Source organism: Melaminivora alkalimesophila (genome assembly GCF_000282995.1).
Lineage (GTDB): Bacteria > Pseudomonadota > Gammaproteobacteria > Burkholderiales > Burkholderiaceae_C > Melaminivora > Melaminivora alkalimesophila.
The window spans coordinates 1-1,009 of record NZ_ALEE01000303.1 but is presented as its reverse complement, the minus strand read 5'-3'; the positions used below and the strand labels follow the sequence as shown (position 1 = coordinate 1,009).

General features: G+C 65.1%; 1 protein-coding gene and 1 pseudogene. One reads left to right on the top strand and one right to left on the bottom strand.

Annotation, left to right across the window (positions count from 1 at the left end):
- Positions 1–26: 26 nt before the first annotated feature.
- Positions 27–164, bottom strand: a pseudogene (locus A612_RS05725) (integrase); the annotation flags it as partial.
- Between the two features lie 248 nt (positions 165–412).
- Here A612_RS05725 and A612_RS05720 point away from each other — a divergent pair.
- A partial coding sequence (locus tag A612_RS05720) for a DUF6806 family protein (RefSeq protein WP_019373571.1) occupies positions 413–1,009 on the top strand: 597 nt, incomplete at its 3' end.

The window sequence follows — 1,009 nt, the reverse complement described above, 5'->3', positions numbered from 1 at the left end:
TGGTACGGCCTATGGGGAGCAGGTCACTGAACCATGAATACCTTGCGGCCGGTTGGTGTAACCTTGCACAAGAAGCCCGGAACGAGCGTATCCCGGAGTTCCATGTCGCAGGTTTGCGCCTGCGCCGTGTCAACGACGGACTTGGTGAGTTTGATCTTTGCCATGAGGTGCTCCTGAAAGGCCCCGATTCCAGGGGCCGGCTAGGAGCCAGGCGGAGGAGAACCGGGGCGGTTTGCATCGCGCACCGGGATATGATCGAAGGCATTGGTCTGGCGGAAAACCTGCTACAGCAAGCCACATCCAAGTCCAGCGTTAGCCCGGTGCGGATGCCATGCTCTGGCTTAAAATCCGCCGCCTTCCTGCAAAGGGGCGTGCCGGTTCGACCCCGGCCCGGGGCACCAGGAGATTCGTTATGTCAGACTACAACGCTCCGTTCGAGATCCATGTCCACGGCCAGATCCAGCTGCGCGGCGACGTGAACTTCCAGCAGTTGCAGGACGCCCTGAAGCCGCTGTGGACCTACGCCGGCGCCCGCTCGCTGGCCGACGGCGCCGAGAGCGCCTACGAGGACGAGCCGGGGATCCAGTTCGATCCCAAGGAGCGCGTCCTGCAGATGTGCTGGACGGTGCATGGCGACGAGGACTTCCGCCAGTCGCTCGACGAGATGTGCATGAGCCTCAACGAGCTGGCCGAGCAGGGCGCGGCGATCGAGGTGACTTTCTACGACGCCGAGTTCGACGAGGAAGAGGCGGACGAGGACGCCGAGTCGCGCGACGACTTCGTGATGCTCTTCGTCGGCCCGACGCCCGCGGCGATCATGCAGGTGCAGCGCGACCTGCTGGTGCAGGACGTGGTCAACCTGATGGAACGCCACTTCGACGGCGCCGAGCTGGGCGGGGTGGTGGCGGAGATCGACAAGCTGTTCTCCGAGCGCTTCGACGCCCTGGTCAGCTCGCTGGAGATCGGCAAGCCGCCGCGCGGCGCCGGCGGGCAGGGCGGGTCGGGCCAC